This window comes from Methylophilus sp. Q8, assembly GCF_000800115.1.
Lineage (GTDB): Bacteria > Pseudomonadota > Gammaproteobacteria > Burkholderiales > Methylophilaceae > Methylophilus.
On record NZ_JUHE01000001.1, the window covers coordinates 1,737,567 to 1,763,735 of the forward strand.

At 51.9% G+C, this 26,169-nt stretch carries 29 protein-coding genes; 19 read left to right on the forward strand and 10 right to left on the reverse strand.

Features of this window, described 5'->3' with window-relative positions:
- Positions 1-3: 3 nt before the first annotated feature.
- Positions 4-129, reverse strand: a complete 126-nt coding sequence (locus tag GQ52_RS13955) for a DUF3149 domain-containing protein (RefSeq protein ID WP_019883169.1) — start codon at positions 127-129, stop codon at positions 4-6.
- A gap of 165 nt (positions 130-294) precedes the next feature.
- Here GQ52_RS13955 and GQ52_RS08500 point away from each other — a divergent pair, with 165 nt between their 5' ends.
- The gene (locus GQ52_RS08500) at positions 295-1,311 is read left to right on the forward strand and encodes a quinone-dependent dihydroorotate dehydrogenase (RefSeq protein WP_019883168.1); all 1,017 of its coding nucleotides are present in this window, start codon (positions 295-297) and stop codon (positions 1,309-1,311) included.
- Complete coding sequence (locus GQ52_RS08505; protein WP_081979329.1) at positions 1,311-1,928, forward strand: glutathione S-transferase; 618 nt, start codon at positions 1,311-1,313, stop codon at positions 1,926-1,928. Before GQ52_RS08500 ends, GQ52_RS08505 begins: the two co-directional genes overlap by 1 nt.
- 679 nt (positions 1,929-2,607) lie before the next feature.
- On the opposite strand, the gene GQ52_RS08510 is transcribed toward GQ52_RS08505, so the two are convergent.
- Positions 2,608-3,561: a PhoH family protein gene (locus GQ52_RS08510; protein WP_019883166.1), complete on the reverse strand. Its 954-nt coding sequence runs from the start codon at positions 3,559-3,561 to the stop codon at positions 2,608-2,610.
- Positions 3,562-3,563: 2 nt separating this feature from the next.
- On the reverse strand, positions 3,564-4,901 hold the full coding sequence (gene miaB / locus GQ52_RS08515) for a tRNA (N6-isopentenyl adenosine(37)-C2)-methylthiotransferase MiaB (RefSeq protein ID WP_047516773.1): 1,338 nt from the start codon (positions 4,899-4,901) through the stop codon (positions 3,564-3,566).
- A gap of 127 nt (positions 4,902-5,028) precedes the next feature.
- On the opposite strand from miaB, the gene cysG reads away from it, so the two are divergent.
- Entirely contained in the window at positions 5,029-6,420 is a 1,392-nt protein-coding gene (cysG, locus tag GQ52_RS08520) for a siroheme synthase CysG (RefSeq protein WP_047516776.1), read from the forward strand.
- Between the two features lie 16 nt (positions 6,421-6,436).
- On the opposite strand, the gene GQ52_RS08525 is transcribed toward cysG, so the two are convergent.
- On the reverse strand, positions 6,437-7,714 hold the full coding sequence (locus GQ52_RS08525; protein ID WP_019883161.1) for a sensor histidine kinase: 1,278 nt from the start codon (positions 7,712-7,714) through the stop codon (positions 6,437-6,439).
- Between the two features lie 60 nt (positions 7,715-7,774).
- Positions 7,775-8,500, reverse strand: a complete 726-nt coding sequence (gene ompR / locus GQ52_RS08530) for a two-component system response regulator OmpR (protein ID WP_019883160.1) — start codon at positions 8,498-8,500, stop codon at positions 7,775-7,777.
- Positions 8,501-8,974: 474 nt separating this feature from the next.
- Here ompR and GQ52_RS08535 point away from each other — a divergent pair, with 474 nt between their 5' ends.
- Together GQ52_RS08535 and GQ52_RS08540 are read left to right on the forward strand one after the other, a co-directional pair.
- Positions 8,975-9,553, forward strand: a complete 579-nt coding sequence (locus GQ52_RS08535) for an EF-hand domain-containing protein (RefSeq protein WP_232411533.1) — start codon at positions 8,975-8,977, stop codon at positions 9,551-9,553.
- A 102-nt stretch (positions 9,554-9,655) separates the two neighbouring features.
- Positions 9,656-10,801, forward strand: a complete 1,146-nt coding sequence (locus tag GQ52_RS08540; protein ID WP_047516778.1) for a GNAT family N-acetyltransferase — start codon at positions 9,656-9,658, stop codon at positions 10,799-10,801.
- Between the two features lie 286 nt (positions 10,802-11,087).
- On the opposite strand, the gene GQ52_RS08545 is transcribed toward GQ52_RS08540, so the two are convergent.
- A complete protein-coding gene (locus GQ52_RS08545; RefSeq protein ID WP_047516780.1) occupies positions 11,088-11,780 on the reverse strand; it encodes an SDR family oxidoreductase in 693 nt (230 codons plus the stop codon).
- An 81-nt stretch (positions 11,781-11,861) separates the two neighbouring features.
- Between GQ52_RS08545 and GQ52_RS08550 the strand changes: the two genes are divergently transcribed.
- The 5 genes from GQ52_RS08550 (at position 11,862) to GQ52_RS08570 (ending at position 16,702) form a co-directional block, all read left to right on the forward strand.
- Complete coding sequence (locus GQ52_RS08550) at positions 11,862-12,980, forward strand: TIGR03790 family protein (protein ID WP_235273080.1); 1,119 nt, start codon at positions 11,862-11,864, stop codon at positions 12,978-12,980.
- 97 nt (positions 12,981-13,077) lie between these two features.
- The gene (gene phoR / locus GQ52_RS08555) at positions 13,078-14,376 is read left to right on the forward strand and encodes a phosphate regulon sensor histidine kinase PhoR (protein ID WP_024930786.1); all 1,299 of its coding nucleotides are present in this window, start codon (positions 13,078-13,080) and stop codon (positions 14,374-14,376) included.
- Positions 14,373-15,110 (forward strand): hypothetical protein, encoded by a 738-nt coding sequence (locus tag GQ52_RS08560; protein WP_047516787.1) that lies wholly within the window; start codon positions 14,373-14,375, stop codon positions 15,108-15,110. Before phoR ends, GQ52_RS08560 begins: the two co-directional genes overlap by 4 nt.
- An 8-nt stretch (positions 15,111-15,118) precedes the next feature.
- Positions 15,119-16,282: a cupin domain-containing protein gene (locus GQ52_RS08565; protein ID WP_047516790.1), complete on the forward strand. Its 1,164-nt coding sequence runs from the start codon at positions 15,119-15,121 to the stop codon at positions 16,280-16,282.
- 204 nt (positions 16,283-16,486) lie between these two features.
- Positions 16,487-16,702 carry a hypothetical protein gene (locus tag GQ52_RS08570; protein WP_019883149.1) on the forward strand — a complete coding sequence of 72 codons (216 nt, stop codon included), beginning with the start codon at positions 16,487-16,489 and terminating at the stop codon, positions 16,700-16,702.
- A 151-nt stretch (positions 16,703-16,853) separates the two neighbouring features.
- Here GQ52_RS08570 and tpiA read toward each other — a convergent pair whose 3' ends face one another.
- A complete protein-coding gene (gene tpiA, locus GQ52_RS08575; protein WP_047516793.1) occupies positions 16,854-17,636 on the reverse strand; it encodes a triose-phosphate isomerase in 783 nt (260 codons plus the stop codon).
- 64 nt (positions 17,637-17,700) lie between these two features.
- Between tpiA and ybeY the strand changes: the two genes are divergently transcribed.
- From ybeY to GQ52_RS08610, 7 genes are all read left to right on the forward strand, one after another.
- On the forward strand, positions 17,701-18,135 hold the full coding sequence (gene ybeY / locus GQ52_RS08580; protein ID WP_047516797.1) for an rRNA maturation RNase YbeY: 435 nt from the start codon (positions 17,701-17,703) through the stop codon (positions 18,133-18,135).
- A gap of 38 nt (positions 18,136-18,173) precedes the next feature.
- Complete coding sequence (locus GQ52_RS08585) at positions 18,174-18,959, forward strand: ScpA family protein (RefSeq protein WP_047516800.1); 786 nt, start codon at positions 18,174-18,176, stop codon at positions 18,957-18,959.
- Positions 18,960-18,970: 11 nt separating this feature from the next.
- The gene (gene scpB, locus GQ52_RS08590) at positions 18,971-19,519 is read left to right on the forward strand and encodes an SMC-Scp complex subunit ScpB (protein ID WP_024930791.1); all 549 of its coding nucleotides are present in this window, start codon (positions 18,971-18,973) and stop codon (positions 19,517-19,519) included.
- Between the two features lie 8 nt (positions 19,520-19,527).
- A complete protein-coding gene (locus GQ52_RS08595; protein ID WP_047518650.1) occupies positions 19,528-19,875 on the forward strand; it encodes a winged helix-turn-helix domain-containing protein in 348 nt (115 codons plus the stop codon).
- 84 nt (positions 19,876-19,959) lie between these two features.
- Positions 19,960-20,715, forward strand: a complete 756-nt coding sequence (gene modA, locus GQ52_RS08600) for a molybdate ABC transporter substrate-binding protein (protein WP_047516803.1) — start codon at positions 19,960-19,962, stop codon at positions 20,713-20,715.
- 24 nt (positions 20,716-20,739) lie between these two features.
- Positions 20,740-21,429 (forward strand): molybdate ABC transporter permease subunit, encoded by a 690-nt coding sequence (gene modB / locus GQ52_RS08605; RefSeq protein WP_047516806.1) that lies wholly within the window; start codon positions 20,740-20,742, stop codon positions 21,427-21,429.
- Positions 21,393-22,082: an ATP-binding cassette domain-containing protein gene (locus GQ52_RS08610; RefSeq protein WP_235273083.1), complete on the forward strand. Its 690-nt coding sequence runs from the start codon at positions 21,393-21,395 to the stop codon at positions 22,080-22,082. Before modB ends, GQ52_RS08610 begins: the two co-directional genes overlap by 37 nt.
- 28 nt (positions 22,083-22,110) lie before the next feature.
- Here the strand turns inward: GQ52_RS08610 and GQ52_RS08615 are convergent, their stop codons facing one another.
- From GQ52_RS08615 to nadB, 3 genes are read right to left on the reverse strand one after another with little or no spacing between them, the layout of a single operon-like run.
- Complete coding sequence (locus GQ52_RS08615) at positions 22,111-22,590, reverse strand: peptidylprolyl isomerase (RefSeq protein WP_024930796.1); 480 nt, start codon at positions 22,588-22,590, stop codon at positions 22,111-22,113.
- A 59-nt stretch (positions 22,591-22,649) separates the two neighbouring features.
- Positions 22,650-23,126 carry a thermonuclease family protein gene (locus GQ52_RS08620; RefSeq protein WP_047516811.1) on the reverse strand — a complete coding sequence of 159 codons (477 nt, stop codon included), beginning with the start codon at positions 23,124-23,126 and terminating at the stop codon, positions 22,650-22,652.
- 7 nt (positions 23,127-23,133) lie between these two features.
- The gene (gene nadB, locus GQ52_RS08625) at positions 23,134-24,744 is read right to left on the reverse strand and encodes an L-aspartate oxidase (RefSeq protein WP_047516814.1); all 1,611 of its coding nucleotides are present in this window, start codon (positions 24,742-24,744) and stop codon (positions 23,134-23,136) included.
- 209 nt (positions 24,745-24,953) lie between these two features.
- On the opposite strand from nadB, the gene rpoE reads away from it, so the two are divergent.
- Positions 24,954-25,583 carry an RNA polymerase sigma factor RpoE gene (gene rpoE / locus GQ52_RS08630; protein WP_019883135.1) on the forward strand — a complete coding sequence of 210 codons (630 nt, stop codon included), beginning with the start codon at positions 24,954-24,956 and terminating at the stop codon, positions 25,581-25,583.
- Between the two features lie 100 nt (positions 25,584-25,683).
- On the forward strand, positions 25,684-26,151 hold the full coding sequence (locus tag GQ52_RS08635) for a sigma-E factor negative regulatory protein (protein WP_047516816.1): 468 nt from the start codon (positions 25,684-25,686) through the stop codon (positions 26,149-26,151).
- The last annotated feature ends 18 nt before the right edge of the window (positions 26,152-26,169 follow it).

The following is a 26,169-nucleotide window of genomic DNA, read 5'->3' on the forward strand; positions in this document are numbered from 1 at the left end:
CGCTTATTGTTGGCGCGCCTTGAGGTAGACGTAAATGCCCGCCCAGGTCATGACTACAAAAATAACGGCAATCACGATAAAACTCATCAAACCATAGTCTGTAGATAATAAATCAATCAAAATTTTCATTGGGTTTCCTCCTGTAAGCTCATGATTAGCAAGCACTGATTCTGAGGATAATTTTGAACCCTATTGTTGACATGGTTTTTGATGTAACGCAAAAGTGATGCAGGCAGTAAGCGCTGAAATACAGCTTGTGCTGCCTTACTTGAGGATTTTTCAGGAAAATAACAGATGAATGTTTACCCGCTAATCAAGCCGCTGCTGTTTCAACTGGATGCAGAGCAGGCACATGACCTCACCTTGCAATCGCTCAAGCGCGCTGAAAAACTGGGGCTGCTGGCATTGGCTGCTGGCCGTTTGCCAGAACAGCCTACGCAGGTGATGGGGCTGACTTTTCCTAACCCGGTGGGCCTGGCCGCAGGCCTGGATAAAAATGCTGCCGTGATTGACGGCATGGCTGCGCTGGGGTTCGGCTTTATTGAAGTCGGCACCGTTACACCACGCGCGCAACCGGGCAACCCCAAGCCACGCCTGTTCCGTTTGCCAGAAGCACAAGCGATTATTAACCGCTTCGGCTTTAACAACCTGGGCGTGGATCAGTTGATCCAGAATGTGAAGGCCAGCAAGTTTAAGGGCATTCTGGGCATCAATATAGGCAAAAATTTTGATACGCCTAACGACAGGGCAGCAGAAGATTACCTGACCTGCATGCGTAAAGTGTATAGCCATGCCAGCTATATCACAGTGAATATCTCTTCGCCCAACACCAAGAACCTGCGTGCACTGCAAGAAAAAGACGCGCTGGGCCAATTGCTGGCCACACTTAAGTCTGAGCAAAAAATCCTGTCACAGGTGCATGGTAAATATGTGCCCGTGGTGCTTAAGATTGCACCGGACCTCACGACTGAGCAAGTGCAGGAAATTGCTGAACTGCTAATGCAGCACCGCATGGATGGCGTCATCGCGACCAATACCACGCTGGCGCGTGATGCTGTGGCCGGTCTGCCGAATGCGGAAGAAGCTGGAGGCCTGTCGGGCGCACCAGTGAAGGCTGGGTCTACACGTGTGATCCAAACCCTGGCTGCTACGCTGCAAGGCAGCTTGCCTATTATTGGCGTAGGTGGCATTTTGAATGGCGACGATGCCAAAGAAAAAATGGCAGCGGGCGCCAGTCTGGTGCAGTTGTATAGCGGGTTAATCTATAAAGGCCCGCAGCTGATTAAGGATTGCCGTAAAGCGCTGCTGTAATGGCATTGCCTATCCTTTACTCCTATCGGCGTTGCCCCTACGCCATGCGTGCACGCATGGCATTGTGGGCTGCACAAATTCGGGTCGAAGTACGAGAGGTGTCGCTACGAGATAAACCTGCACACTTGTTGCAGATTTCTCCCAAGGGCACCGTACCTGTATTGCAACTGACAGAGGGAACAGTGTTGGAGCAAAGCCTGGATATTATGCTGTGGGCGTTGGCACAGTGTGATCCACAAGGTTGGCTCAACGCCGACCGGGACACGATAGTGCGCCTGATCGCGATGAATGATGGTGACTTTAAAAAAGCCCTGGACCGCTACAAATATCCCGAACGTTATCCCGAGCAACCGCAAGTGTTTTATCGGCAACAGGGGGAGCAGTTTTTGCAGCTGCTGGAGGCCGCCTTGCAGCAACATCGCTTTGTATTGGGTGATTCTGCCAGTATGGCAGATGTGGCGATTTTTCCGTTTATCCGCCAGTTTGCGGCTGTGGATGCTGAGTGGTTCGCTGGTAGTGCTTATCCGCAATTGCGGGCTTGGTTAAACGGTTGGCTGGAAAGTGCGTTGTTTGCGCAGATTATGCAGAAGTTTCCAACATATATTGAGTCGACATAGCCAATATTGCTAAGGCTGATATTCCTTAGATAATGTCAAAGAAAGTCATTCTTCTGATTTTTTGTTTTGTGGGCTTGGGTGACATCGTTTTTCGCCTGTAGGCGAGTTACTTTTCTTTGCTTGCACAAAGAATAAGTAACCAAAAGAAAGTGCACCCCAGCTTCCGCTTGTTTCCTGTGCTACTCGGCTTGCCGGGCGTCCATCGAAACTCGCCCTGGTGGCTTGCACAAAACGCAAGCCACTGCGGAACTCGGACAGCCGATGGCCGAGAACTCCCGTCAACCCTGCGTTGCTCGGCGCGGCAGATGGGGACCCCGAAAACCTACGAGCGCCATCCTTTAGCGGGTTTAATAAAAGAATCTGGTTTTTGAACTATCCACATTTCTGCGATGTGAGTTTGGCGAGATAAATCCCATTCCATCACGCTGAGTAGCGGAGACAAAATAAGAGTAGAGGGAGCGACTGTCCGAGTCCCGCGGTGGGCTGCGTCGTTTGCAGCCCGCTAGGATGAGTTTCGTGACCGGCTTATTTTGTTGAGCAACGCAAGGGAGCCGAAGGCCGTGATGGCTGGGTGCCCTCCTCTTTGGTTACTTTCTGAGGGGCAAGCATCAGAAAGTGACTCGCCTAAAGGCGAAACAATTTGATGCTTAAATGCACAACACTTAAATATCAGAAGTGCTTAGTCGCTTTTCTGTGCACTCTGCTCAAACTTCTCATACGCATTAATAATCTTCTGTACCAACGGGTGTCTTACCACATCCTGCGACATAAACTGGGTAAAGGCGATGCCTTTGACATCTTTGAGGATTTTCTGTGCCTCTACCAAGCCGCTTTTCTGGTGACGCTGCAAGTCAATCTGCGTGACGTCCCCCGTAATCACGGCTTTGGTACCAAAACCGATGCGGGTTAAAAACATCTTCATCTGTTCTGGCGTGGTGTTCTGCGCTTCATCCAGAATAATAAAGCTCTGGTTGAGCGTACGGCCGCGCATATAGGCGAGCGGGGCGACTTCAATGGCGCCACGTTCGAACATTTTATTCACCGTGTCATAACCTGCCAGGTCATACAGCGCGTCATACAACGGGCGCAGGTAAGGGTCAACTTTCTGGTTTAAGTCGCCGGGTAAAAAGCCCAAGCGCTCACCGGCTTCCACGGCCGGGCGCACTAATACAATCCGTTTTACGCGGTCGCGCGTCATGGCGTCCACCGCGCTGGCGACGGCGAGGTAGGTTTTACCTGTACCTGCGGGGCCGATGCCAAAGGTGATGTCGTGGTCCTGGATTTGCTGCAAATAACTGACCTGGCGTGGCGTACGGCCATGCAGGTCGCCACGGCGTGTCATCAGTACCGGCATCGCGCTGCTGGCGACTTCTTCTGGTTTGAGTTTGTCGATTTCGACCAGGCCTAATTGAATATCTTCCAACTCAATTGGTTTTTTGGATCGCGCATAAAAGTTTTCCAGCATTTGCGCGCCCAGCCGCATATTGGTTTGCGTGCCGCTCAAATAGAAGGTGCTGCCACGGCGGTTGATTTCAATATCAAGACCATTGGCGAGTTGGCGGATGTTTTCATCCAGCGGGCCGCACAGGTTGGCCAGCATCAGGTTGTCTTCGGGGCTTAAGGTAATTTCCATGCTTAATTCACAATTTCGCCAACCAGGCGATGGGGGTTGTAGACGTCGGTAATTTTGACTTGAACCATTTGATGGATAAAACGGGTATCGGCAGCGATATCCACGACGCGGCCATTATCCGTTTTACCCGCCAGCAAGCCAGGGTCTTTCCAGGAGGGGCCGTCAATCAGTACGCGTTGCACGGTGCCTAGCATGGCGCGGCTGATGGCATCACCGTTGGTTTCGTTTTCGGTTTGCAATTGCTTCAGCCAGGCGGCTTTATCCGCTTGCGGGGTTTCGTCAGGCAGGTAGCTGGCTGGTGTGCCCGGACGCGGGCTGTACAGGAAGCTGAAGCTGTAATCAAAACCGACATCGCGCATCAGTTTGAGTGTGGCCTGGAAGTCTTTTTCTGTTTCGCCAGGGAAGCCTACGATGATGTCGCTGGTAATGGTCAGTGCTGGATTGGCTGCTTTCAGTTTGCGGATCAGGCCTTTGTATTGCAACGCGGTGTAGTTGCGTTTCATCGCCATCAGGATGCGGTCACTGCCAGCTTGCACCGGTAGATGTAATTGATTGGCCAGTTTGGGCACATTGGCATGGCAGGCAATCAGGCGCTCGTTCATCTCGTTCGGGTGACTGGTCGTGTAGCGGATGCGCTCGATTTGCGGTATCTCGGCCACGGTTTCAATCAGCATCGCCAGATCAGCTTCAATCCCTGCATATTGCACACGGTAGGCGTTCACGTTTTGGCCTAGCAGGGTAATTTCTTTCACGCCTTGTTCGGCCAGTTGGATCGCCTCGGTCAGGATGTCTTCAAATGGACGTGAGAACTCTTCACCGCGTGTGTAAGGCACGACGCAGAAACTGCAGTATTTGCTGCAGCCTTCCATGATGCTTAAGAAAGCCGTTGCCCCTTCGATACGTGGTGGTGGCAAGTGATCAAACTTTTCAATTTCGGGGAAGGTAATATCCACCTGCGGTTTGTTTTCGGTCTGCTTGGCTTTGATCAGCTCTGGCAGGCGGTGCAGGGTTTGTGGTCCGAACACGACGTCGACATAAGGGGCACGCTTGATAATCGCGTCGCCTTCCTGGCTGGCGACACAGCCGCCGACGCCAATGACCAGGTTGGGGTTTTTCTCTTTGAGCGGGATCATGCGGCCCAAATGGCTGAATACTTTTTCTTCAGCTTTTTCGCGCACCGAGCAAGTGTTGAGCAGAATCACGTCGGCTTCTTCCATATTGTCGGTCTGGGTCATGCCATCGTGTTCGCGCATGAGGTCAACCATGCGCGAAGCATCGTATTCATTCATCTGGCAACCAAACGATTTAATGAATATCTTTTTTCCGCTTTCCTGCTTCATTGAACGCTAAATTTCTCACAAAAACAGTATTTTAGCGTATTTGCAGGTGAAACCCTAGGCAACAATCAATCCCCGGAGAACTGGTCACTGCGGTAAAATATAGTTCTTTTATTCAAACACTGTCAGCATGCAAGCCTTACCGATTTTTTTCAATATTGCACAACGCCTGTGTATCGTCATTGGTGGCGGCGATGTCGCCACGCGCAAGGTGCTCATGCTGCGCAAGGCGCAAGGCCAGGTCACGGTGATCTCGCCTGAATTGTGCGATGAGTTACACGTGTTGTTCGAGCAGGGTGAGATTCAATACGTGCAGGATCAATTTCAGCCTGGGCAACTGACGAGCGCTTGCCTGGTGATTGCAGCCACAGATGATGAGGCCGTCAATGAAGCGGTTTCGGTTGCGGCTAAACGCCTGAATATCCCGGTGAATGTGGTGGATGCTCCAGCTTTATGCACGTTCACCATGGGCTCCATTATAGATCGCAGCCCGGTGGTAATCGCGGTTTCCAGCGAAGGTAATGCGCCGGTATTGGCGCGACATATCCGCAGTAAAATCGAAACCATGCTGCCTGCGGCATATGGCCGTATCGCGACCATCGCCGGCGAGTTTCGCGAGCAGGTGAAGGCCAAGTTTACCAATATGCCTGCGCGCCGCCGATTTTGGGAGGGTGTGTTGAATGGGCCGTTGGTCGAGCGCGTATTGTCCGGCCAGGAACAGGCTGCGCGTGACTTGCTGGGTGAGTTGCTCAGTCAGAGTGAAGATGCGCCCACGCGAGGTGAAGTGTATCTGGTGGGCGGCGGCCCGGGGGATCCTGACTTGTTGACCTTCAGGGCGTTGCGCCTGATGCAGCAGTGTGACGTGTGTGTCTATGACAAGCTGGTTAGTAAAGAGGTGATGGAGTTGGTGCGACGCGATGCCGAGTTGATTTACGTCGGTAAATCACGCGACCAGCATACGTTGCCACAAGAGGAAATTAACCAGTTGCTAGCCAGGCTGGCATTGGAAGGCAAGCGCGTGTTGCGCCTCAAAGGCGGCGACCCGTTTATTTTTGGTCGCGGGGGGGAAGAAATTGAAACCCTGATGCAACATGGCGTGCCATTTCAGGTGGTGCCTGGTATCACGGCGGCGAATGGTGTTTCCAGTTATGCCGGTATCCCATTGACGCACAGGGATTATGCACAAGCCTGTTTGTTTATCACTGGCCACCTGAAAGATGGCACGATTGATTTGGATTGGCAGGCCATGGCGCGGCCCAAGCAAACGGTGGTAATTTATATGGGCTTGGTGGGGCTGGAGCAAATTTGCGCCAAGCTGATTGCACAAGGGGTTTCGCCAGATATGCCCGCCGCCGTGATTCAGCAGGGCACGACACAAAAGCAACGCGTGGTGGAGTCTACCTTGAAAAACTTGGCGGCAGATGTCGCCGCTGCTGGGTTAAAGCCGCCCAGCCTGACCATTATTGGCGAAGTGGTGAAATTGCGCGCACGCTTGAACTGGTTTACACCGACCGACGAGTAAAGTCGGGTCCTATCAATCAGGTATTCGGCAGGATGGGTAAAGAAAGCCTGGCTTCCAGCCCACCTTCAGTGCGGTTGAGCAGTGCCAACTGGCCGCCATGCAAGGTGGCGATACGGTTGCAAATCGCCAAGCCCAGGCCGCTGCCACCTTCGTATTTATTACGCGCGCTGTCCATACGCTCAAACGGGCGTAGCAAGCGCTCTGCATGTTCAGGCGGAATACCGGGGCCGTTGTCGAGCACACTGATCACGATCTTGTCGGCCATGACCTGGCTGCGTACCTCCACTTTACCCTTGCCGTAGTTGTAGGCGTTGCCGACCAGGTTATCGAGTAAACGCTGCATGGCAAGCGGCCGGATAGGGATAAAATATTTAGGCCCCAGTGACACTTTTAACTCACGGCCTGCGCGGCGCTGACGTTCAGCTAGCGCATGCAGCAGGTCGTTGATATCCATCATGCGTGTGGGTTCGCCTTCCACGCCGCGTACAAAATCCAGGAACTGATGGATGATATTGTCCATGTCGGAAATATCTTCAATCATGCCATGCTTCATATAGTCAGCTTCTGCTGGCAGCATTTCTACCGCCAGGCGCAGGCGTGCCAGCGGGGTGCGGATATCGTGTGATACGCCTGCCAGTAATAATGTGCGTTCGGCATCCAGGCGTGCCAGCGATTCGGCCATTTCGTTAAAGGTATGCGTCACTTCGCGCAACTCCTCCACACTATCCTCTGGCAGTTTTGGCGCCGGCTCGCCATTGCGCAGACGTTCGGCTGCATGTACCAGCATGGTCAGTGGTCGGTTGATTCTGGCAGTCAGCAAATAGCCGCCAATCAATGACAGCAAGCCTACTACGGCGGCCCAACCCAACCAGTGCCAGGGGAAAGGGCGGTCGACCTGGATTTTTGGAATGACCACCCAAAAATCATCTTGCCCCACATTAAAGCTGATCCAGAGGCCGGGAATGTCGTAATGGTTGACCGTGATAATGGTTTCTTCGCCCATACGCTCGCGGATTTTTTGTGCCACCAGGTTAATAAACGGGTCTACGGGCAGCGGCTCAATGTCTTCCAGAAAATCTGCGGCATAGACGCGCACGCCTTCGCGGCCGGACAGTTCTGACAACAAGGCCAGGCGGCGATTTTCATGCGAGGCAATCAGTGAGGCGCGGGTGTAGTTAACGATGGTGACTGCCTGTAAGGCAGCCGCGGTTGCGCGCGGTTCGCGGTCAAAATAATCAAAGATTTTGAGCGAGGCATAGATGCTGACCGCCAATAAGATGGCAATCAGTAACATGATGCGGGACAACAGTCTGCGAGGCAGTAGGCGCACGTGAGTTAGAGCAATGCAGGCAGCTTATTGCGGCGCTTCGCCATCTGGAATAAACACATAGCCAAAGCCCCACATGGTTTGCAGGTAGCGTGGATGTGCTGGATCCGGTTCGATAATGCGGCGCAGGCGTGACACTTGCACATCTATGCTGCGGTCAAACACATCCAGCTCGCGGCCACGGGCCAGTTGCATCAGGCGGTCACGTGACAAGGGCTGGCGCGGATGTTCGGTAAACACCTTTAACAGGGTGAACTCGCCACTGGTAATAGTAATCGGTACGCCATTTTTGGTCAGGCTGCGTGTGTTGGTGTCAAAGACAAACTCACCAAACTGAAACGCCGCACTTTTTTCTTCAACCGCTTGTTTGGGCGTAATTTCGTGACGACGCAACACGGCGTTGATCCTGGCCAGCAACTCACGTGGATTAAACGGTTTCGGCAGGTAGTCATCAGCGCCCATTTCCAGGCCAACAATGCGGTCGACTTCGTCACCGCGTGCAGTCAGCATGATAATAGGTGTCATGTGATTGGCACCACGCAGTCGGCGGCAGATGGCCAGGCCATCTTCACCTGGCAACATCAGGTCGAGAATCAGCAGGTCAAAGCTCTCGGCAGACATGGCTTTGTCCAGCTCTTTGCCATCGGAAACGGATTTGATATTGAATCCTTGTTCAGTGAGGTAGCGCTGTAAAAGTTCGCGCATACGCAAATCATCATCAACCATCAATATTTTTTTTAACTGTTCTGCCATACGTACCTTTTTACACAGAAGCGTGCGTTTTGTTAACGCGCCGGGCCGCCATCGGGATGACCTCACACAAGAGGTCAAAATGGCTTAGCCATAAAACTTATCTTTATCATTATACTCCAAGCCGTATCCGGCATGAAGTGGGGTGGTTACAACTTGGTTACAAATGGCGCGGGGGATGAAATATTGCATTTACAATCCTGATGCAAGATGACTGCCTGAAATTGACAGTCATGGCGATGAAAGAATCGCTATTTTTTGTTAAATCAGTTGATGCCGCGACCAGAGTTGCGTTATGTTAGGCAGCCTGATTTTAAAGTCAGGCAATATCTGTCATGTTAATCGTGCTTGGTTCTACTTTAAAAAGATTGTTTTTCAAAAAGCTTTGAGTGAAACAAGAATTTAGTGAAACAAGAATTAAGGTATTACGTTTGGATGTGGATGTGTAAAGCGAACAAACATTTGAAAGAGGTTTTTTTGCTAACAACGACCATGTTGCTGGCATCGCCTGTGTCTGCCGATCTGAAGCTACCTATTCGGCTGACGGATAATCGTATCGTCGATAATGACGACGTGGGCCTCTCCAAGACGCTTGAGCATAACTTCAGTCCTGAAGACCGTGCGCGTTTACGCAAGGCCTTGTCTGATTATGCACGTAACACCGACCCTGATCACCAGCTCATGCTGCAAAAACGCAAGGTGATGCACGACAGTATTTCCCAGCGTTTTAATGAATGCAACCGCGACAATGATGACTCACTGGATCGCGAAGAAGCGACACTCTGTTTGCCGCAGGTGGCGCGTCATTTTTCATATGTTGACCTTGATGGTAATGGTGTTATTACCCTGGATGAATTGGAAAATGCGTATGCGCAAATGGTCGAGCGGCAACGTGAAGCTGAAGCCAAAAGCCAGTCACAGCAAGCGATTGTGTCAGATTCAGACACAGATAAATCCAAAAATAAATCCAAACCGGCTTCCGCAGTCATTCCCGCCAATAGTACGGTGAATTCCACTGGCAAAGATGCTTCTGTCATCCGTAAACGCCCTAGTTAAAAACATCCTGGTTAAGTCATAGTTCTGATGCCTCCCTGCATGCCAACTTCAGCCTCGGCGTGTTCACTTTCTCATTTGTGTGTGATCACGGCTTAATCCCGTATGGATATCAGTCAATTATCGTTTGTCTGGTATCGTGGTTTGCAGGACATTTCAGCGACGGCCTGGCAGGCATTAGCCGGCTCTCATCCTATGCTGGATTACCGGTTTTTGCGGGCGTTCGAATTGTCGGCAGCGGTGGATCACGAAACCGGCTGGATTCCCTATCATTTGGCCGTTTTAAATGGTGAGCAACTGCTTGCTGCGGCACCTTGTTATATTAAAACCCATTCGTATGGTGAGTATGTCTTTGACTGGTCGTGGGCGGATGCTTATGAACAGGCGGGTGGCCAGTACTATCCCAAACTGATTTCAGCCATTCCGTTTTCGCCCGTTACCGGGCCGCGCATCCTGATTCACCCTGATTATCCAGACTCCATTGCCTTGGCCAAAGCCATGCTGTTGCAGATGCGTGAACTGTGCCAGGCGCATGCCTTATCCGGGCTGCATGTGTTATTCCCTGATGAGCCGTCTGCAGCAGCTTGTGCCGAGGCTGGTGGCTTACGCCGCCATGGTGTGCAGTTTCGCTGGGAAAATCCAGGCTACGCTGATTGGGAGGCTTTTCTTGCTGCACTTAGTCGCGACAAGCGTAAAAAGATACGCCAGGAGCGCAATAAGGTCGCTCAGCAAGGTGTGCATTGCCGTGTACTCAACGGGCATGAGGTCAGTTCGGCGGAACTCGCCTTGTTTTATCAATGCTACTGCAATACTTATCACCGGCACGGCAGTAGTCCTTATTTATCCTTGGCTTTTTTTGAGCACATCAGTCGTGACCTGCCTGAACAGTTCAGGCTGTTTATCGCCAGCCAGGATGGCGAAGACGTGGCCGCCAGTTTATGTGTGCTGGGGGATGACACATTGTACGGTCGCTATTGGGGCAGCTTGCGCGATATTTCGTGCCTGCACTTCGAGTTGTGTTACTACCAGCCGCAACAATTCTGTATCAGCCACAACGTACGCTATTTTGAAGGTGGCGCCCAAGGCGTACACAAACTGGCGCGCGGTTTTACCCCTTATACTACTTGCTCCTATCACTGGTTAAGCCATGCTGATTTCCACCAGAGCGTTGCGCGCTTTTTGGCCCGCGAAGCCAGCACCATGCAGGACTATGTCGATGAACTCGAAGAGCGCAGCCCTTATAAGGTTTAATGGACCGCCGATAAGATTTAAGTGTTAAAGCGGCGACTTAAACGATGTGATGGAGGCATCTCTTTGGTCCCCATCTGCCGCGCCGAGCAACGCAGGATTGGCGGGGGTAGTCGGCAAGCAACTGTTTGAGATCCAAAGGAGCGAGTTTTTGATTGCCACCCGACAAGCCGAGTAGCGCAAGGAAAAAGCGGAAGCTGGGGTGCATTTCTTTTGGTGACTTATTCTTTGTGCAAGCAAAGAAAAGTAACTCGCCGAAAGGGCGAAAAGCAACAATGTAAACAACCAATCACCAAGGAATCCCTTTCCCATCATAAGCAATAAACTCCCCCGATTGCGCACTGCTCAAACCCTCAATTACCTGACGCAACCCACGCACACTGGTTTCGGTATCAATCAAGCCATTTGGCCCGCCCATATCTGTACGCACCCAGCCCGGATGCAAGGCTGCAACTTTGATATTAAATTCGCGTAAATCAATGGACAAACTTTTGACCACCATATTCAATGCTGTTTTGCTGCTGCGGTAAATATACTCACCACCACTGCCGTTGTCTTCCATACTGCCCATTTTGCTGGTCATGGCGATGAGTTTCGCCTGGTTGGCGCGGCGAAGTTGCGGTAAAAAGGCTTCGGCGAGGTAGTAGGTGGTCAGCGTATTGACCTGGAATGCGTGCAGCCAGGCTTGTGGATCGGTCTTGCCGAATGCGCTGTCAGGGTAAGTGCCGGCGTTGCTGATTAGAATATCGATAGTGAGTGCGGACAGTTGGCCAGCCAGCGCGCGAATGGCACTCACATCGCCCACATCCAGCGCCAATACCTGGATGTTGGTGTGCTTGGCAGCTAGCTGTTGTAGTGCTGTCGCCTTGGACGGGTCGCGTACGGTGGCGTATACCTGCTGGCCGCTTTCGGCATATTGCTTGACGTACTCCAGCCCAATACCACGGTTGGCTCCTGTGATCAGAATTGTTTGTGTCGTCATTATTTGCCTCGTTTTCTTCAATCAATTGAATCTGGGATATGATTGAATTTTACGCTGGTTTGTTTGCCATAGTGGCTATCTTTGCAATTGCAATGGAGTATTGAGTTGATGGGTGTGGGTTATCGTTTGGGACAGGTGAGTGCCTGGATGGCACTGTGTTTTGTGTTGTTGGTGACAAAAGCCATGGCGGGCGGGGTGGATGTAAGTAAAAGAATCCCGCTAAGGCCTTCTTTATTAAAGCCTGAAGATGTGGCGGTGATTTATAACGTCAATGATGCGCAGAGCGAAGAAGTCGCCCGTTATTACTTGCAGGCAAGGCAAGTGCCTGCAGAAAACCTGATTGGTGTCGAGTTACCCAGGCATGCTAAAGACGCATTAACCGTGCCGGAGTTTGAGTCTTTAAAGGCGCAACTGGATGCCAAACTGACCAATCAGCAGGTATTGCTCCTGGTGTGGCGCACACCCTTTGCCGTGCAGTGTAACAGCCTGACCAGTGCACTGAGCCTGGGGCTGGACTTGAACCAGTGCCGTAAAACCTGTGACCCGGGGCGTGATAGTCCTTATTTTAATAGCTCGTCATTGCGGCCTTGGGCAGATCACCATATCCGCTTGTCCATGCTGCTGCCGATCAGCAATGTAGAGTCAGCCAAAGCCTTAATCGATCGTGGTGTGTTGAGTGAGTTCAGCTTAAATGACGCCGATGGCTACTTTCTCAAAACGCGCGATGTTGCGCGCTCCAAGCCGCGGGAGGCATTCTTTCCGCAGGATGGCATGACTGTTAAATCCAAGAAACTCACCATGCATACCTTGAGCCAGGAGTCGATTGAAAAACAGGGTTCGGTCATGTTTTATTTCACCGGGCAAAAGCAGGTGGATTTCATGTTGACGAATACTTACTTGCCCGGCGCGATTGCCGATCATCTGACCTCCTCTGGGGGCGTACTGGCCAGCTACAATGACCAGATGCCAGCGTCGCGCTGGCTGGATGCTGGGGTGACGGGCAGTTATGGCACGGTTTCCGAGCCCTGTAACTACTGGCAGAAGTTTCCTAATCCGCAAATTGTGATGGCGCATTACCTGTCAGGCGAGACCTTGATTGAGGCCTACTGGAAAAGCGTGAAGTGGCCAATGCAAGGCGTGTTTGTGGGCGAGCCCTTGGCTAAGCCCTATGCAAGAAGTGCCCCGGTCATGGCTGAATAAGCGGTCTATTTGCTCCTGGGCGGCTGTCATCATCCTGTCATTGCCTGTGGACAGATGTGTCGTATAATCGCCGACATTGATGTGTTGAGAATAGCTTGTGCAAGATATTCGTTGGAAAGCGTTCTGGAGTCTGCTGTTTTGGGCGTTCTGTTGCCTGATGGTGGGCTGGTTCACCAGTGCAGACACTGCCTGGCTATTGTTTATGGCAGGTGTGCTGGCCTATCTCGCCGGACATTTATACTGGACGCACCGCTTGTACCAGTGGGCGCTTAAACCCAGCCTGAACTTCATGCCAAACGGCAAAGGCATCTGGGAGGACATCTTTGCTAATCTGTATCATGAAATGCGCCGCCATTCGCGCAGCCAAAGCCAGCTGAGCAGCACACTTGAGCGGTTGCGTCATGCCACCAGTGCGTTGCCAGATGGCGTGGTGGTGCTGAATAACCGTAACGAAATTGAATGGTTTAACGAGCCTGCGATTCAGCGACTGGGCTTAAAGCGGCATCACGATGAAAACCAGCCAATTTATTACTTGTTGCGGCAAGCCGAGTTTGTCACGTATTTGCAGGCCGAAGATTACAGTGAGCCGCTTAAACTCAAATCCTGGCGCAGCCCGGATGTGACGCTGGAATTGCAGATTATTCCCTTTGCCAGCAAGCAGCGCTTGCTGATCTGCCGTGATGTGTCTGCCATTGAAAAGACCGAGGTCATGCGCCGCGATTTTATTGCCAATGTATCGCATGAGTTGCGTACGCCACTGACAGTCATCGGCGGTTTTCTCGAAACCATTAGTGATATGCAAGGTGAAGTCTCGCCGGATATCCAGCCTTATTTCGACATGATGCAGTCGCAAACAACGCGCATGCGGCGCATTATTGAAGACTTGCTGACCTTGTCGCGTTTGGAAAATAACGTCACGCTCAAAGATGAAACAGATATTGCCATGCCTGCCTTGCTGCAGCAGTTGCAGAAAGATGCACAAGCCTTGAGCCAGGGCCAGCATACCGTGACGCTGCATATGGAGACGAAAGTTAATCTGCGCGGCAGTTATAACGAATTATTGAGCGCCTTGAGTAACCTGACTAGTAATGCCGTGCGCTATACCCCTGAGCAAGGCAAGATTGATATCTACTGGCAGATGCGCGGCGAGGATGCCGTATTCAGCGTGCAGGATACCGGCATAGGCATTGAGCCGCATCATTTACCGCGCCTGACGGAACGTTTTTACCGTGTCGACAGCGGCCGCAGTCGTGACACTGGCGGCACCGGCTTAGGGTTGTCCATCGTCAAACATATTTTGCATCACCATCAGGCCAGTTTGCAGATTGAAAGCGAGCCTGGCCATGGCAGTCGTTTCCAGATTGTCTTTCCGGCACAGCGGGTATTGCCTGCATGAGTTTTTCCGGCTGGCGTGTGATGATCTTACTGCTGGCCGGATGCAGCACGACACCGGATGGCGGTTATGTCGATTCGCCTAATGGGCGGCCGGTGCCTGTGCGGCAAGACCGCAATACCTTTCATCAACTGGTTAAAACGGACCTCGATCGCCTGGCCGATATTGAATATAGCGAAAACGTCAGTACCTTGCGCTTGCTCATGCTCAAAATGTACAAGCGCAATCCGGCCGAGGCGCAAAAATCAGGACTGGGGACGCCGGAGCAAATTGCCAGCTATGTGTTTGAGCAGGTCGCTGTGCATCACTGGCAGTTCGATGCCTTGGGTGGTGCGCAAGATACCGCTGCGATTAAACTGGCCCTGAATGCGCAATACAGCGGAGACCGCGTGTTGGCACTGGTGGTTGGCATACAGTCCATGCTGTTTCGTGCCCATGGCAATAAATCGGCTTTTTTCCTCACCGATAGCATCGAGCCGCAGAGTTTGTATAATGCGGCCAGGAATATTGAGATTGCGGTATGGAAGCTTACCAATGCCAAAAATACACAAGGCGAGTTATTGCTACTCACCAATAGTCAGCCGGGCGAAGTGCAGAATCTCAGCTTTGAGCGGGAATTCAGCAAGCTGATCGCCCGGACCGATTTGTTGGCGCTGACACTGGCCGAAAAGTCGCAACGTTTTATTTCGCGCCTGACCCAAAGTATTACCACGGCGCCTTTTCTACCTTTTAGATAAATTTAATCATGCAACAAGCACTGACCTTACTCAATGGCTTAACACCGGCACAGTTCATGGCGGAATACTGGCAAAAAAAGCCATTATTGATTCGTGGCGCAATGCCGGACTTCCAGGGCTTGCTAGATCCTGAAGAGCTGGCCGGGCTCGCGTGTGATAGTGAAGTGCCCGCCAGGTTAATACAGTTTGATCCCGACCGTGCGCAAACAGGAGATGGCTGGCAAGTCAGGCAAGGGCCATTTGATGACGATGACTTTACGGCATTGCCAGCGCAGTATTGGACGCTGCTGGTACAGGGCATGAATCATGTGTTGCCGGAAGCGCAAGCCTTGTTGTCACTGTTTAATTTTATCCCGACAGCCAGATTGGATGATGTGATGGTCAGTTACGCGCCTACGGGAGGCGGGGTTGGCCCGCATATCGATAGTTACGACGTTTTCTTGCTGCAAGGCGCAGGCAAGCGCCGCTGGCGCATCAGCCAGCAAACGGACTTACGTTTGATTCCTGAAGCGCCGTTGCGCATCCTGTCGCATTTTGTCAGTGAGCAAGAGTGGGTGCTGGAACCCGGCGATATGCTGTACCTGCCACCCAATGTCGCGCACTGGGGCATCGCCGAAGATGATGACTGCATGACCTACTCCATTGGTTTCCGGGCCCCAGCGGCCAGGGAACTGGCGATCGAGTTCCTGGATGAGTGCCGCCAGAATGGCTTGCCGGATGCCTTGTACCGTGATCCCGACTTGCAACCAGTGGTGGATCCGGCAGAAGTGGACGTCAATATGGTGAATAATGTCGCAGACATGTTGCGTCGCTTGCCCTGGCAAACGGAGCAATTAGGGCCTTTTCTGGCAAAGTATTTTTCTGAGCCCAAGGCATATGTTGTTTTTTCCCCTAATCGTAAACTCAGCCTGGAAAAGTTTTCCCAACGCCTGGCACAACAGGGCGTCGTCATGGATCTGCAGACACAGATGCTGCATTGGCAAGGCCAGTATTTTATCAATGGTGAAAGCGTGCAAGCGCCCGCTGAAGGCGCGCCTTTGTTGAATGCTTTCGCCAATCATCGACAGCTGGAGCCGGCGATATGCCAGGGAGAGACGGTAGTGAGCCTGTTGCCATGGCTGCATGAAATGTATTTGTCAGGCTATGTGCATCTGGCTGAAAACGCGGCTTAATTGCATTGGTAGCAAATGATTTGCGGGTATTTTTGTGAAAAAAACACCTAGATGTGGTTGTCACGCAAAAAAATCCATGTTTTTTAAGAGAATGTGCGTTCTTTTTTTAATGAATTACTGATACAATTTTTTCACTCGGCTGGTTCTGCATCAAGGGGATTGTCCGTACATAATTTTTTGCTCATACATACTAAGGAAATAAAGATGACACGTTCTGCATTGTTGGCTGCATTGTTGGCTCTGGCTTTGACTGCTTGTGGTGAAAAACCAGCTGAAGAAGCGCCTGCTGCTGAGGCACCTGCTGCTGAAGCTCCAGCTGCTGAAGCTCCAGCTGAGGCACCTGCTGCTGAAGCCGCTCCTGCTGAGGCTGCACCTGCTGAAGCTGCTCCTGCTGAAGCTCCAGCTGAAGAAGCTAAGTAATTCAGACTTGAGTAATCTGGTTTTAATTAAGTCTGGTTTATTTAAAATCTAGCATTCACTTAAAATCCAAGCTTACTTAGATGTAGAAAAGCCGACGAAAGTCGGCTTTTTTATTTGTGCTTCAATAATCGCTGAAGGCGATACTTGCCTGTCAGGCCGCGCTTTTGAGTGGGGTTAATTCGTTTGCAATCTGGCAAATGCGGATAAAGTCTTCTGCTACCAAGGCGGCACCGCCAATCAGACCGCCATCGACATCCGGCATGCTGAGCAGTTGAGCGGCATTCCCTGGATTCATGCTACCGCCATACAATAAGGAAATCTCTTCCGCCACTTGTACGTCAAGCAATTCAATGTGGCCGCGGATAAAAGACAAAATAGCCTGCGCATGTTGCGGTGTGGCCGCCTTGCCCGTGCCGATGGCCCATACCGGTTCATAGGCAATCACGCCTTTTGATAGCGCCTGGATGCCCACATGCGCAATGACCGGATTCAGTTGACGCACCACCACCAGGTCAGTTTCACCCTGTTCATACTCGTCCAGCGTTTCACCGATACACAAGATCGGTGTCAGTCCGGCCTTTAAGGCGGCTTCAAAACGTTCACCACAGCTTTCATCATTGTCGTGGCCACGCTGCCTGCGCTCGGAATGGCCAATAATCACATAGGTGCAGCCAAACTCCTTCAGCATGAGCGGTGACACAGAGCCTGTGTAAGCGCCTTTTTCATGGCGGCTCATGTTTTGCCCGCCCCAGGCAATATGGCTGTTTTGCAGCACTTGCTGGGCTTGATACAGGTAAGGATGTGGCGGGCACACCGCATAGCGGGCGCGGTGATGGCGTGTCTGTTGCAACAGGCTTTGCATGAATTGCTGGTTGTCTGGCAAATTGCCGTGCATTTTGCGATTGGCAACCACCAACTTGGGGCGATTTGTCATCACACCGTTTCCTTTAAGGGTTTTCTTTCTATAATGACGGATATTCTACAGAAAACTTGACGTTATGCCCGCATTAGATTTTTCCCTGCAACTTGCCTCAGCCGCGGCCGATATTCCTGCTACGGCGCAATTTAAACGTTGGGTGCGTGCCGCGTTGCGCGTAGAAACCAGCCTGACGATCCGTATTGTTGACGAGGCAGAAGGGCGGCAGTTAAACGCGGCGTATCGCGGACGCGATTATGCAACCAATGTGCTGACTTTTCCCTTAACCGAGGAACCGATGCTCATGGGCGATATTGTGATTTGTGCGCCCGTCGTTGCCAGGGAGGCACTTGAGCAGGGCAAACCACTGCTGGCCCACTATGCACACATGACTGTGCATGGTGTGTTGCATTTGCATGGCTATGATCATGAGGTGGATGCCCAGGCCGAGTTGATGGAGGCGATGGAAATCGCGGTGATGCAAACACTCGGCTTTGCCAATCCTTATGCAGAATAAGCTTTAATCCCAGGCAGCAAATCCGCTACAATCCCTGCATGGAATTCACTGCCCACAGTCCGGTCAAAATCAAAGGCGAGCCGCTTTCGACGCTGCCGCAGGACCTGTATATTCCGCCGGATGCACTGGAAGTCTATCTGGAGACCTTTGAAGGTCCGCTGGATTTGTTGTTATATCTGATCCGCAAGCACAATCTGGATATTCTGGATATCCCCATGGCTGATCTGACCGTCCAGTACATGACTTATGTCGATAAGATGAAGACGGTGAACCTGGAACTGGCAGCCGAGTATTTGTTGATGTCCGCCATGCTGATTGAGATTAAGTCGCGCATGCTGTTACCTAAACCGGCTGAGGTGGCAGAGGAAGAGGATCCACGTGCGGAACTGGTCAGGCGCTTGATGGAATACGAAGCGATCAAACTGGCGGCACAACGGCTGGATGCGATGCCTAAAGTGGGCCAGGAGATTGATGTGGCGGCAGCTTATTATCAGCAGATCAGCCTGGTAAAACCGCCGGAAGTGAGCCTGGATGATTTGGTCGAGGCCTGGCGTAATGTGCTCAAACGTGCCAAGTTGAATCAACACCACAAGCTGGGGCGTGCCGAGCTTTCTGTGCGTGAGCATATGAGCTTGTTGCTGCGCAGGCTGGGTGCCGTGCAGGTGCTGCGCTTTGATGAGTTGTTCGACCTTGAAACCGACGGGGTGCCCAAGTTGGTGGTCAATTTTCTGGCCATGCTGGAGCTGGCCAAAGAGGGTCTGGTGCGTATTACCCAGCAAGATGCGTTTGGCACCATTTATGTGCAAGCCAATAGTGCGGCTTAGGAAGCAATCTCATGCGTGAACCAGACAGCATTGAAGAGATGAAGCGTATTCTGGAAGTCGCGTTACTGACTTCGCCACAACCGTTGGCACTCGATGATTTGCTCAAATTATTTGCCGGGCGCATGGAGCGCGCGACGCTACGTATGCTGCTGGATGAATTGAAATCGGACTGGGTAGAAAAAACATTGGACCTGGTGCAGGTAGCCAGTGGATATCGCTTTCAGGCCAAAGCCGAATACAGTGAGTATCTGTTGCGTTTGAACCCGGAACGGCAGCCGAAATATTCACGGGCAGTGATGGAGACGCTGGCGATTATTGCCTACAGGCAACCAGTCACGCGCGGCGATATTGAGCAAATTCGTGGCGTGGCTGTAAATCCTAATGTGATTCGCCAACTGCAGGAACGTGACTGGATCGACGTGGTCGGGCAACGTGAAGTACCGGGCAGGCCATCACTATATGCGACGACCAAACATTTTTTGGATGACTTGAATTTGCGCTCACTGGCAGAGTTGCCGCCTTTTGAGGCGTTTGCGCAAACAGAAATCCCGCTGGAGTAAGATTGATCATGCAAGCGTCTCTACTTAAAATCAGAATCAACCACGAAGGCAACACCGCACTCGGGCCAGGCAAGATCGAGCTTTTGCAACATATTGCGCAGCATGGCTCAATTTCTGCGGCCGCCAAGCAGATGCGTATGTCGTATCGCCGCGCCTGGGAGTTGGTTGATGTGATGAACCGCTGTTTTGACCAGGCGGTGGTGGTGAGTTCAGCGGGTGGTTCTCATGGTGGTGGCGCGCAAGTGACCGAGTTTGGCCAGGCACTGATACTGGCCTATCAGCAGATTCTACAAAAATCGGCGCAAGCCGCCGCGGATGAATTGCATTTGATTACGCAGCATTTGAAGAAAGACTGATTTTTTTAATTATCGTAATGCATATGTGGGTATAACGATGGTAGCATCGCATATGTATGATTAATTGATAACTGGGTGGACGTAATGAAAAAGTGGGTGTGGCTGGGGTTGTGCCTGATCAGCGTGTTGGCGCAGGCGGAAGACAAAAAAATCAAGGTGTTTGCTGCGGCAAGTTTGACCGATGTCATGAACGTGCTGGTCAAGCAATATGGACAGCAAACTGGCGTGCAGGTCGTACCTGTCTATGGCGGCTCGGGCACGTTGGCCAAACAGCTGGAGCAGAGGGCACCAGGTGACCTGTTTATTTCCGCAGATGAAAAGTGGATGCAATACCTGAAGGATAAGCAATTGGTGCAGGTCGCCACGATCAAGCCATGGCTGGGTAACCGCCTGGTGATGATTACGCCGCAAAACAAGCCGTTAACAATCAAGGCTGACGCCAGTACTGATATTGGCCAGCAAGCCCCCGGCTATTGGTGCACGGGCGATACCTTGTCGGTGCCGGTAGGCATTTATGCCAAGCAGTCACTGACTAACCTGGGGTGGTGGGACAAGCTGAAAACGCGGCTGGTGAGCACGCAGGATGTGCGGGCAACGCTGAGCCTGGTCGAGCGTGATGAATGTGATGTGGGCATTGTCTATGCCAGCGATGCGCAATCATCCAGCAAGGTCAAAGTGGCCGGTGAGTTTGCCGAAAACAGTCATGTGCCGATTATCTATCCGATGGCATTATTACCGCAGGCGGCGGCAGAAACCAATGCTTTTTACCATTACCTGCAATCTGCCGAAGCTAAGAAACTGTTGCTCTCTTACGGCTTTAAACCCTTGTTCAACGATTAATCGGCCGGTGGTTTGTTAACTGTTATGTGGTCGTTGTCTCCTGCTGAAATCGACATTGTGCTGTTGTCGCTGAAAGTGGCCGCCTGCTGTGTGCTGGTGTTATTGCTGCCAGCCATTGGTATGGCCTGGCTGCTGGCCAGAAAACATTTTTGGGGGCACGCGTTGCTCGATGCGCTGGTGCACCTGCCCATGGTGCTACCGCCAGTGGTGCTAGGCTATATGTTGCTGGTGTTGCTGGGACGGCGCGGCTGGATTGGCAGCTGGTTGTATGAGCAGTTTCACATACAACTGACCTTCCACTGGTGGGGGGCGGTAATCGCCTCTGCTGTGATGGCGTTTCCGCTGATGGTGCGTGCCATCCGCCAGGCGCTGATGCAGGTAAATCCTTTATTGGAGCAGGCCGCGCAAACGCTGGGTGCTACCCCCATCAAGACATTTTTTTCAATTACCCTGCCGCTTTCTTATCACGGCGTACTCACTGGCGGTATTCTGGCATTTAGCCGTAGCCTGGGTGAGTTTGGCGCCACCATTACCTTTGCCGGTAACCTCGAAGGTGAAACGCGTACCTTGCCATTGGCGATTTATAGCCTCACCCAGTCGCCCGAGGGCGATGCTGCTGCCCTACGACTGGTGATGTTGAGTGTGCTGGTCTCTGTGTTCGCTTTGCTGGCAAGCCAATGGCTGGAGCACCGTCTGCTCAGGAGTCAGCGCTGATGTTTACGGTCGATATCCGGATACAGCAGCCTTATGCGGCAAGCACTACATTTGACCTGCAGGCAAGCTTCGCGCTGGCGCCCGGCCAATGCCTGGGGATCATGGGCGCATCGGGTTCAGGAAAAACAACCTTATTGCATAGTATTGCCGGGCTGTTGATGCCGTCTTCCGGCGTCATCCGCAGTGGTGACCATGTCTGGTTTGATCATAAACAGGCGATTCAATTGCCGCCATGGCAGCGCCGAGTGGGCTTGGTATTCCAGGATGGACGCTTGTTTCCGCATATGAGCGTAGAGCAGAATTTACGCTATGGCATGCCCACAGGCATGGCCAGGATCGTGCTGCCCGAAGTAGTGGATGTGCTAGCTATCCAGTCCTTGCTCAAACGCAAGCCCAGCCAGTTGTCTGGTGGCGAAAAGCAGCGGGTGGCCATCGGGCGTGCTTTGCTGCGTCAGCCTTCGGTGCTACTGATGGATGAGCCATTGAGTGGCCTGGATGATCGGCTCAAGCAGCAAGTATTGCCTTATATCAAGCAGGTGATTGCAACGTTTGGTTTGCCAACGCTGTACGTCAGCCATGTGGGGGATGAGGTGGCGGAGGTTGCCGATGAGGTGTTAACGCTGGCGCAAGGAGTCTTGCGCCAGGCCAAATAAGCTGCTTATGAGGTAAGCAGCGTGCTACTTAGTGGTGATGACCACCGGCACCATGCACGTGCTGGTGAGAAATTTCTTCCTGGTTTGCTGAACGCACGCTGGCGATGGTTGCAGTAAACAGCAGGCGTTGGCCAGCCCAAGGATGGTTGCCGTCAACCACGACTTTACCGTCTGCAATGTCAGTGATGGTGTACAAAATCACGTCGCCGGTTTCGTCTTCACCTTCAAACTGCATGCCCACTTTCAGGTCTTTGCTAGGAAATGCGCTGGCTGGTTCGATTTGCACCAAGGCATCATCGTATTCGCCAAAAGCATCTTCCGGGTCCAGGCTCACTTCTATCACGTCGCCCACGTTTTTGCCGTGCATGGCTTCTTCCACTTTCGGGAAAATGTTGTCATAACCGCCATGCAGATAGGCAACCGGATCCTTGCTTTCTTCCAAGGTGTCGCCATCGCTATTTTGCAGTTTATAGGTCATGGTGACCACGGTGTTCATCGCTACTTGCATGTCTAAAGTCCTAAAGTTCTTTGATAAAACAGTATTCTAAAGGATATTGTCTGCATGTGTCATTCTTGCCGACGATAATATTGTCCGTAAAGTTTTCGCCATTGCCAAGGCGGCATCGGCTCGGCATCTTGCCACAAGCCCAAGCCTTGTTGCAGTGCCTGGTGTTGTAATGCATCCAGTTCTAACCGTTTTGAATAGCGTGTGTTAAACCAGGCCATGCCCAGCGCAATTTGTGATTGGCTGGCATCGGTGTTATTGCAATACAAATGCCCCAGTGTCCTGCCATAGAGATCACGGCCTTGCAGTTGGACGGCAATGTTTGCGTGCTCGCAGAGCTGTTTCAGGCTACGCCTGGATTGGATGCCGAAAGCTTGCTGCCGTTCAGGTGCGTCGATATCCAGCAGGCGTAAGTGGTAGGTGAGGGTGTTGTCACGAATAATGACGGTGTCGCCATCAATGACGTTGACCAGTACAGGCGATGCATATGAGTAAACGCTTGCAATAAGCAAGCTGACTGGCAGCCAAACTTTTATCATGCAATGCTTAATCCAGCAGGCTGGTGTAATTGTCTGGTGTCAGTACGCTGGGAATCGCCTCTGGCAGCAAGTCGGGATAATCTTTACTGAAGTGCAGGCCGCGACTTTCATGGCGGTCAATGGCGCAACGCACAATCAGTTCGGCGACTTGCAGCAAATTACGCAGTTCAATGAGGTCGTGGCTGACTTTAAAGTTACTGTAGAACTCATGCACTTCGTTCCGCAACATATGGATACGATGCAGGGCGCGGCTCAGGCGTTTGGTGGTGCGCACAATACCGACATAGTTCCACATGAAGCGGCGTAATTCATCCCAGGTATGGGTAATCAGCACCTCTTCGTCGGCATCGGTAACGCGGCTTTCATCCCAGTCAGGCAATGAAATGGTCGGCTGTAAGCCTAGTCTTTCTATATCAAGCGCGCAGCTTTGGCTAAAGGCCAGGCATTCGAGCAAGGAGTTACTGGCCAGGCGATTCGCCCCGTGCAGGCCGGTGCACGCCGTTTCGCCAATTGCATACAGGCAGTCAATGTCGGTGCGGCCATGCATATCGGTCATCACACCGCCGCAGGTGTAGTGCGCAGCTGGCACCACCGGAATTGGCTGTTTGCTGATATCAATGCCTAATTGCAGGCAGCGCTGATAAATATTGGGGAAATGCGATTGAATAAACTCGGCTGGTTTGTGGCTGATATCCAGGTAGACGCAATCCAGGCCGCGTTTTTTCATTTCAAAGTCGATGGCGCGCGCCACCACATCACGTGGTGCCAGTTCGGCCCGCTCATCATGCCAGGGCATAAAGCGCGTGCCATCAGGCAACAGCAATAAGCCACCTTCACCACGCAATACTTCTGAAATCAAAAAGGATTTTGCATGCGGGTGATAAAGGCAGGTTGGGTGAAATTGCACGAACTCCATATTTGCCACGCGGCACCCTGCGCGCCAGGCCATGGCGATACCATCGCCGGTGCTGATGTCAGGGTTGGTGGTGTACAAATATACTTTGCCCGCGCCGCCCGTGGCTGTGACAGTGTATTGCGCAGAAAGGGTGATCACTTTGCCAGTCTGGTTGTTGAGTACATAAGCGCCCAGGCAGCGGTTGGGGCCGTCGTTGGCTGTTTGTTTGAACAGTTTGTGCGTGGTGATCAGGTCGACCGCGATATGGTGTTCGAGAATAGTGATATTCGGGTGCTCGCGTACGCGATCTGTGAGTGTGGTTTGTACCGCCTGGCCGGTCGCATCAGCCACATGTACCACGCGTCGATGACTGTGGCCGCCTTCGCGGGTCAGGTGTAAACGGTCATCGTCGGCTTCGCGGGTGAAGTTTACGCCTTGCTCTAGTAACCACTCAATACTGGCGCGACCATTAGTCACCACCATGCGCGTCACTTCGCTGTCACACAGGCCAGCGCCCGCGTCCAAGGTATCTTTAATATGGGCTTCTATGGAGTCTTCGCTGTTGTGTACGGCGGCAATGCCACCTTGTGCCCAGTTGCTGGCACTCAAGGTGAGTTCGCGCTTGCTTAAGATGCATACCCGGTGTTGATCGGCCAATCGTAACGCCAGCGATTGCCCCGCCAGCCCGCTGCCAATAATCAGGACATCAAACACTTTATTCATATTGTTTTGAGATCAATGGAACTTTGGAAGGCAGTGCAGGGTCACATAATTGTCTGTATTGCGTGTTGCAGTGGCAGGCAAAAATAAGGGATGAGGCGATGTTACACACAGCAAATTTAGAGGCGTTAACGCGCACCGGGTTCGTCGAAAATAACACAAAAGCGTATACTACTCCCAATCATAAAATTACCCAAGGGAGTCATCGCGATATGACTGTTCAGGCGGCGAACGCCAAACAGCAAGAGAATAAAGAGTTTGACCAGATGCTGGTTGAACGTGCTCAACAAGGCGATAAACGTGCCTTTGGATTGTTGGTAGAAAAATACCATCGTAAACTCGGCCGCTTGTTGTCGCGCATGATCCGTGACCAGGCCGAGGTAGAAGACGTGGTGCAGGAGTCGTTTATCAAGGCGTATCGTGCATTGCACAGCTTTCGCGGTGATAGCGCGTTTTACACCTGGTTGTACCGGATTGGCATTAATACGGCCAAAAATTACCTGGTCTCTCTGGGGCGCAAGCCACAGGTGATGCAGGATGTGGAAATCGAAGATGTAGAAAACTTCGATGAAGGCGATGACATGCGGACGATGGAGACGCCTGAAACTTCGCTGATGACAAAAGAAATTGCGCAAACAGTGAACGATGCGATTGCCGCATTGCCTGAAGAGTTACGCACCGCGATTACTTTGCGCGAGTTGGAAGGCTTGAGTTATGAAGACATTGCTAACGTGATGCAATGTCCTATCGGCACAGTACGTTCACGTATTTTTCGGGCGCGCGAAACGATTGCGGCGAAGTTGAGACCATTGTTGGATACGCCTCAGCATAAACGTTGGTAATCGCGCGATATTTGCTATAAAACGGTAGTGGGTGTGTAGGTGTTATGACAAATTTTTTGTTAAATGCTAACATAAAAACATTGATTGACTTGGGGTTATTATGAAGCAGCAATTATCTGCATTGGTCGACGGTGAAGTCGATGTTGAACGCTGTGAACATATTTTTCTCGCAGCCAAATCTACGGGTGACGTTGCCCAGGCCTGGCGTGACTATCATGTGATTCGCGATGTGATCCGTGAAGAATGCTGGGTGGAGTCTGATATGACCAGCCGCATTATGGCGCAGCTTGATGATGAACCCACCATGCTGGCGCCGCAACAAGCCGTCACCGTGTCTGAAAAGGTGACTCATATCCGTCCGCGTTTCAGTAAATATAGCTGGTCAATCGCCGCTTCCGTGGCTGCCGCTTTCTTTGTCGGCATGTTCGTGTTCAATCAGCCGGAAGTGGCTGCACCGACGCAAATTGCTGACAATGACACAGATCAATATGTCGTCGCGCATCACAACTATGCACCTAATAGTGCAACGTATTACATGCACAATGTAGCTTATAACGCTGGCGAATAACTTTACTGTCGTTACCCC